The 7,057-nt window shown below is 60.5% G+C and carries 8 protein-coding genes; 1 reads left to right on the plus strand and 7 read right to left on the minus strand.

The window, feature by feature from the left end:
• Nucleotides 1–129 precede the first annotated feature (129 nt).
• The 4 genes from QMX93_RS18465 to QMX93_RS18480 form a co-directional block, all read right to left on the minus strand.
• Nucleotides 130–1,053 carry a biotin-dependent carboxyltransferase family protein gene (locus QMX93_RS18465; protein ID WP_282357587.1) on the minus strand — a complete coding sequence of 308 codons (924 nt, stop codon included), beginning with the start codon at nucleotides 1,051–1,053 and terminating at the stop codon, nucleotides 130–132.
• On the minus strand, nucleotides 1,050–1,754 hold the full coding sequence (gene pxpB / locus QMX93_RS18470; RefSeq protein WP_159814665.1) for a 5-oxoprolinase subunit PxpB: 705 nt from the start codon (nucleotides 1,752–1,754) through the stop codon (nucleotides 1,050–1,052). The genes QMX93_RS18465 and pxpB overlap by 4 nt, the downstream gene beginning before the upstream one ends.
• Entirely contained in the window at nucleotides 1,751–2,503 is a 753-nt protein-coding gene (locus QMX93_RS18475; protein ID WP_282357588.1) for a 5-oxoprolinase subunit PxpA, read from the minus strand. The genes pxpB and QMX93_RS18475 overlap by 4 nt, the downstream gene beginning before the upstream one ends.
• 62 nt (nucleotides 2,504–2,565) lie before the next feature.
• On the minus strand, nucleotides 2,566–3,852 hold the full coding sequence (locus QMX93_RS18480) for an MFS transporter (protein ID WP_053118122.1): 1,287 nt from the start codon (nucleotides 3,850–3,852) through the stop codon (nucleotides 2,566–2,568).
• Nucleotides 3,853–4,011: 159 nt separating this feature from the next.
• On the opposite strand from QMX93_RS18480, the gene QMX93_RS18485 reads away from it, so the two are divergent.
• Complete coding sequence (locus QMX93_RS18485) at nucleotides 4,012–4,926, plus strand: LysR family transcriptional regulator (RefSeq protein WP_282357589.1); 915 nt, start codon at nucleotides 4,012–4,014, stop codon at nucleotides 4,924–4,926.
• Between the two features lie 142 nt (nucleotides 4,927–5,068).
• On the opposite strand, the gene QMX93_RS18490 is transcribed toward QMX93_RS18485, so the two are convergent.
• From QMX93_RS18490 to QMX93_RS18500, 3 genes are read right to left on the minus strand one after another with little or no spacing between them, the layout of a single operon-like run.
• A complete protein-coding gene (locus QMX93_RS18490; RefSeq protein WP_053118118.1) occupies nucleotides 5,069–5,611 on the minus strand; it encodes a DUF2937 family protein in 543 nt (180 codons plus the stop codon).
• A 12-nt stretch (nucleotides 5,612–5,623) separates the two neighbouring features.
• Nucleotides 5,624–6,400, minus strand: coding sequence for a class II glutamine amidotransferase (locus tag QMX93_RS18495; protein WP_053118116.1), 777 nt, complete (start codon nucleotides 6,398–6,400; stop codon nucleotides 5,624–5,626).
• A gap of 16 nt (nucleotides 6,401–6,416) precedes the next feature.
• A complete protein-coding gene (locus tag QMX93_RS18500) occupies nucleotides 6,417–6,914 on the minus strand; it encodes an MFS transporter (RefSeq protein ID WP_282357590.1) in 498 nt (165 codons plus the stop codon).
• Nucleotides 6,915–7,057 lie beyond the last annotated feature (143 nt).

A 7,057-nucleotide genomic window follows, 5' to 3' on the forward strand; every position in this document is an offset into this window, starting at 1 on the left:
TTCCCACGCTCTGCGTGGGAACGCATCCAGTGACGCTCTGCGTCACAGGGACGCGGAGCGTCCCAGGCGGCATTCCCACGCGGAGCGTGGGAACGATCAATTGTGGGAGCGGGCTTGCTCGCGAAGCTCTTAGCTTTCTTTAAAGCGCCGCAAATATCCGACATGCTCACGGTGCGCGACGTCTTGCACCACCGGCCGCAACCGCACCTGCGCCCCCGGTAAACACTGCGCCAACCGCGCCAACGCCAGCGGCGTCAACGCGCCCAACCGTGGATACCCACCAATCGTCTGCCGATCATTGAGCAACACAATCGGCTGTCCGTCCGGCGGCACCTGCACCGCGCCCAACGGAATGCCCTCGGAAATCATCGGCTGCCCCTGATACTCCAACGCTTTGCCCAGCAAACGAATACCCATGCGATCAGCGCGACTGTCCAGCGACCAGGCACTGTTAAACGCATCAAACAAACTCTGCCCGCTGAACTGACCGATCTGTGCGCCGAGCACCAGATCCAGCGGCGAGTTCGATTTCAGATCCGGCCGTAAATCCACAGGCACTTCGCGAACACACAGCGATTCCCCGTGGTAACTCAGTGTCGAACCCTTGGCCAATGGCAACCCCATGCCATCGAGCCCGCCGAGTTCTTCGCGCACCACCGTCGCGCTGCTGCCCAACACTTTCGGCGCGTCAAAGCCACCGGGCGCCGCAAGATACGCCCGGGCACCAAGCAACGGTTGCGTGAACTGCAGTTTCTGCCCTTTGCCCAATTTGAAACTGCGCCACGACGCCAACGGCTGACCATCAACCTGCGCGCCAAGATCCGCCCCGGCCAGCGCCAGCAAGCAATCCTCTTCCGCCACCACCGCAAAGCCGCCGAGGGTGATTTCGATCACCGCCAAATCCAGCCCGTTGCCCAGCAGCCAATTGGCCCAGCTCATCGAGCACCAATCCGCCGCGCCGCCCTGAGTCACGCCCAGATGCCGCACACCAAATCGCCCGGCATCCTGCAACAGGCACAGCGGCGTACTCGCCTCAATCGTCAATCGGCTCATGCCTGCGCCTCCAGTGGCGTGTCGTCGCCGCCCAGATTGATGAACTCGGCATGGCTCACGGCTTCGAAACGCACGGTGTCGCCGGGTTGCATCAGGCTGTAGCCCTCGCGATGACGATCGAACAGTTTCGCCGGCGTACGACCGATCAGATTCCAGCCACCGGGCGAGACCACGGGATAGGCTGCGGTTTGCCGCTCAGCGATACCGACGCTGCCAGCGGCGACTTTCTTGCGCGGCGTATTCAAACGTGGCGCCGCGAGGATTTCTTCGACCAAACCCATAAAGGCAAAACCCGGCGCGAAGCCGAGGGCGAACACCTGATATTCGCGGCCGCTGTGGCGACGGATCACCTCCTCCACTGCCAGCCCACTGCGTTCAGCCAGCAAGCTCAACTCCGGCCCGACGCTCAAGTCATACCAGACCGGCAGCACATGACATTGACCGGCGGATCGTGAATTCGGCGACAGATCAATCAGCGCCTCAGCGATCAATTCCCGCGCCTGATTCGGGCTCAAAACCGTCAAATCGTAATGCACCATCAACGTCGTGTACGACGGCACCAGATCGATCAACTGCGCGCCAAACACCGTACGCAAGCGCTCACTGGCGGCGAGCATCCATGGCATGTTGGCCTCAGCGATTTCATCGAACAGACGCAGCATCAGGCAATCCAGTGCCACCACTTCAATCCTTGGGTTCATTGCGCGTCCTGCTGATTCAAGGCCTCGCGAATGCGCTGCACGGCGGCCACCGAACTGGCGTTGTCGCCGTGTACGCAGAGGGTATTGGCATGCAGACACAAGGCACTGCCGTCGCTGGCAGTGAGGTTGCCGCCACGGGCAATGGTCAGCGCTTGTTCGATGATTTTTTCAGGGTCGTGATGCACCGCACCCGGCAGTTGTCGCGAAACCAATTTGCCTGCGCTGTCATAGGCGCGGTCGGCGAAGGCTTCGAACCACAACGTCACGCCATACTCATCACCCATTTGCTGCGCGGCCGAGTTGTCGCGAGTGGCCATCAACATCAGCGGCAGGCTGCTGTCGTAAGCGGCCACGGCCTGAATCACCGCACGCAATTGCGCCGGGTTGGTCATCATGTCGTTGTACATCGCGCCGTGCGGTTTGACGTAACTGACCTCGCCTCCCTGCGCCTTGCAGATGCCGTCGAGTGCACCGATCTGGTAATGCAGGATGTCTTGCAGCTCTTGCGCCGAATACGCCATGGAACGGCGGCCGAAACCGACCAGATCCTGATAAGCCGGATGCGCGCCGATTTTCACGCCGTGGCTCAACGCCAGGCTGACGGTTTTACGCATGATGCTCGGGTCGCCGGCATGGAAACCGCAGGCGATGTTGGCGCAATCGATGAAGGGCATGACCTCGGCGTCCAGACCCATGGTCCAGCTGCCGAAGCTCTCGCCAATGTCGCAATTCAATAGCAGGCGGCTCACGGTGAACACTCCTGTAGGGGCTTGTCTTTTTATCGGTAGGACTGTGCCTGGCAGGTTATCAGTTACTGCGCATCGAGTTGCTTGCCACGGGTTTCCGGCAGGCTCAATGCCGCGATGATCACCACGCCGTAAGACACCGCCGCGAAAGCACCAATGCCGACACTCAATGGCACGGTCTGGCTAAGCAAACCGATCAGCAGCGGAAACAATGCCGCCAGCGCCCGCCCGATGTTGTAGCAAAAACCCTGCCCCGAACCGCGAATCCGCGTCGGAAACAGCTCAGTGAGAAACGCGCCCATGCCGCTGAAAATCCCTGAGGCGAAAAATCCCAGCGGGAAGCCCAGCCACAGCATCACGCCGTTACTCACCGGCAATTGCGTATAGAGCAAAACGATGGTGAACGAGCCGACCGCGAACAGAATGAAATTCTTTTTGCGGCCGAGCAGATCGGTCAGGTAAGCGCTGATCACGTAACCGACGTAAGAGCCGACAATCACCATCGCCAGATAACCGCCAGTACCGAGTACGCTCAAACCGCGTTCGTTCTTGAGGAAGGTCGGCAGCCAGGAAGTGATCGCGTAATAACCGCCCAAAGCTCCCGTGGTCAGCAGCGAAGCGCGGAACGTGGTGAAGAGCATGCCCGGGGCGAAGATCTCGTAAAACTTCGATTGATTCTCTGGCGTTTGCCGGGCCTTGGCTTCGCGATAGATCTCCGGATCCTTGACCAGACGGCGGACGAAAATCACAAAAATCGCCGGTACGATGCCGAGGATGAACAGCGCGCGCCAGGCGTCTTCCGGCGGCAGCACCGAGAACAGCAGCGCATACAGAATCGCCGTCAGCCCCCAGCCCAGCGCCCACCCGGATTGCACCATGCCCACCGCTTTGCCGCGATCCTTGGCGCGGATCACCTCGCCGATCAGCACCGCGCCGGCCGTCCATTCGCCGCCGAAACCGAAGCCCATCAGGGTGCGGGCGATCAGCAGTTGTTCGTAGTTTTGCGCGAAGCCGCAGAGAAAAGTGAAGAAGGCGAACCACAGCACCGTCAGTTGCAGGGTGCGCACGCGGCCGATGCGGTCGGAGAGAATCCCGGCGACCCAACCGCCAATCGCTGAAGCAATCAGCGTGCTGGTATGAATCAGCCCGGCCTCGCCGGTGGTGATGCCCCACATCGCAATCAGCGTCGGCACGACGAAGCTGAGCATCTGCGTGTCCATGCCGTCCAGACCGTAGCCGATCTTGCAGCTCCAGAAGGTGCGGCGCTCCTGCTGATTGATGTTGCGATACCAGTCGAACGGCCCCGGACGCGCCGGTGCCGGGGATGCTTCTAGGGTGTCGGGAGCACTCATGGCTTATCTCCGCAGGTTTTTTATTGGTCTTGTTCGTAGCCCCGACGACGCCTATCGTGGGAACCGGATGCGCCGATTTTTCGTCGCCCGGGCGTGCTGCGTCCAACGAATAAAAACCCGCCTTAGGCATAAGAAAAATTTGTCACCCGAGCCTTGCCCATGAATCTGAAGTTTCTCGAGACCTTTGTCTGGGTCGCCCGCCTGAAGAGTTTTCGCCTGACCGCCGACAAGCTGTTCACCACCCAGGCATCGATTTCCAGCCGCATTGCGGTGCTGGAGGGCGAGCTGGGGGTGAAGCTGTTTCTGCGTGATTCGCGCGGTGTCAGCCTGACGCCCGAGGGCCTGAAAGTGCTCGACTATGCCGAGCAGATGCTCGACACCATGTCGGCGCTGAAGCAGTCGATCGAGACTCGCTCAAGCAAGGTCGGCCGCGTGCGCATCGGCGTGATGGACACGGTGATCCACACGTGGCTGAGCCCGTTGGTGGCGCAGATGACCGATCTGTTTCCACGGGTGGAAATCGAGCTGGTGGCGGATACCTCGCTGAACCTCTGCGATCAGCTGCAAAAAGGTTTTCTCGATATCGTTCTGCAAACCGATCTGGTGCGCCACGAAAGTGTGCGCAGCCTGGAACTGGCCAGCCATCCGCTGGGCTGGATCGTCGCCAGTAATTCGATCTACAACCGCGACTACGCCGACCTCGCTGAACTGGCGCAGGAACGCATCATCACCTACTCGAAAAACTCCCGACCGCATCAGGATCTACTGGCGTTGATGCAGGCGAACGGCGTGATGGCGCCGCGTTTGAATTGCGTGAATTCGGTGTCGGCGATCACGCGATTGTTGCGCGATGGTTTTGGTATTGGCGTGCTGCCGCCGGTGTTGGTGGCGGAGGAACTGGCGCGGGGGGAATTGACCTTGCTGAACATCGATCAGCGGCCACCGGATTTGCAGGTGGTGGTGTCGTGGCGGGTGGGGGTTGAGTGGGTCGAGGAGATTGTGACGTTGTGTCAGCAGGTGTTGGCGGAGTATGCGCAGAAGGTTGGTGATGGGTATGTGGTTTTGACCCCTTAACAGCAAAAGATCGCAGCCTTCGGCAGCTCCTACATGATCGTTCCCACGCTCCGCGTGGGAATGCCTCAATGGACGCTCCGCGTCCGCTTTGAGACGCGGAGCGTCCCGGGCTGCATTCCCACGCAGAGCGTGGGAACGATCATCAGAGGCCGCGCACATCGCGGTCTTCGATCGGGCGGCTCTGGCGCAAACGTCGGCCACCGAGCACCACCCAGTCAATCAGACGGAACACGCATTCGATCCCGAACGACAGCAACAGCGCGCCGCTCATGCCCCAGATCATCGCTTCCGGGGTCAGCAGAATCTGATAGCTGTAGCCATTCCAGGTTTCCTTGCGAATATCCGGATCCGCCGCCAGCACCACTTGTAGGAAGCGGATGTACCAAGGGCCCTGCATCGCCTGGAACTGCTTGTCCAACGCCACCTGACGGGTGAGCAAGGTGTTCAGACTGTCGGCATCGCTACGGAATATCGGATCTTCACTGGCGCGATAATGCGCGACCAGCGCCTGCATATCGCCCTTGAAAAATTGATCGGCCGTGCCCTGAAAACCGCGTAACCCGGTCTGCGCTTCAATCAGATGCGCTTCGACGCGTTTTGCGTAATCGTTGATGAAGCCCGGCACCTGGACACCGATCAACAGGCCCGCCGCGAACAACACCAGCCGTAGATAACTGAGCAACATGGCGCGCAATCCTTATTCGGTCTTACCCTGGCTGACGCATTCGCCGCGTCGCCACAGGCTCCATTGGCCCGGTTCGTAGCGGGTCCAGGTTTCGTTTTCGGTCAACGGTTCGGTGGCAATCACGGTGACCACGTCGTTGGGCGTAGTTTCCGCCTGGAAATCAACGATCACATCGACATCCTTCAAGCGCGCCGGGCCGAACGGTGCGCGCCGGGTGATCTGTGCCAGTTTGGTCGAGCAGTAGCAGAACAGCCAGTCGCCATCGCTGAGCAGGCAGTTGAACACGCCTTTGCTGCGGTATTCGGCGCAGGCCGCGACCAGATCCGGCAACAGTTCTTCTATATCGACCGGTTCCGGAAACGCTGCACGCACGCGGTTGAGCAAATCGCAGAACGCCGCCTCGCTGTCGGTATCGCCGACCGGGCGGTAGAAACTTTTGATCGGGGTGAAATCGGCGAGTTGGCCGTTGTGCGCGAAGCACCAGTTGCGGCCCCACAGTTCGCGGACGAATGGGTGGGTGTTGGACAGGCAAACCTTGCCGACGTTGGCCTGGCGAATGTGGCCAATGACCACTTCGCTTTTGATCGGATAGCGCTGCACCAGATTGGCGACTTCCGACTCGCTGCTGGCCGCCGGATCCTGAAACAGGCGCAAGCCACGACCTTCGTAAAACGCGATGCCCCAACCGTCGCGGTGCGGGCCGGTACGCCCGCCACGCTGCATCAGGCCGGTGAAGCTGAACACGATATCGGTCGGCACGTTGGCACTCATGCCCAGTAATTCACACATGTGCGGACTCTCGGGATTACAGGCGCGGCTCGACCCGCGTGTGCTGCGGATTGCTCGGGACTGGCGGACGACCGTAGCGGTCATCGCCGACGCCGCCGAACGGTTGATCGTCATCGCGATCATCGGCACGGGCGGCAGCCTTGGCGGCTTCTGCCTGCTCGCGGCGAGCACGGGACGCGCGTTCGATTGGCAGGCGGATCAGCACGAAGATCAGGTAAATACCGAGGGCGATCATGCTGTACATGAACAGATCGGAGATCGCTCGCCACGCGTTGTTGCCGACCTTGAACGCCAGATCCAGCGCGGTAATGGCGATAGACGGCGCAACTTTGGCTTTCACCGGGTCAATGATGGTCGGGCTGAACAGCAACACCGCCATGAGCACCCGCAGCGGCTCGCGCAGGTAGCGCCACATCCAGGTGGTCAGGCGCATCCATACCAACAGGCAGCCTACGGCGGCAAAGGCGTAGAGGCCCCAGGCGATCAGATAGTCGTTCTCGGTCATGGTGTCCATGGCAAGGCAGGCAAAGAGGCGCTTATAGTAACGACTTTTCGCCCGTCCGGCTTGTCCCAATAGACACACGACCTGTAGGAGTGAGCCTGCTCGCGATGACGGACTGCCAGTCGGCATTGATGTTGAAGCTGCCGGCCTCATCG

The organism is Pseudomonas sp. PS01303 (assembly GCF_029959385.1).
In the GTDB taxonomy this organism is placed as follows: Bacteria; Pseudomonadota; Gammaproteobacteria; order Pseudomonadales; family Pseudomonadaceae; genus Aquipseudomonas; species Aquipseudomonas rustica.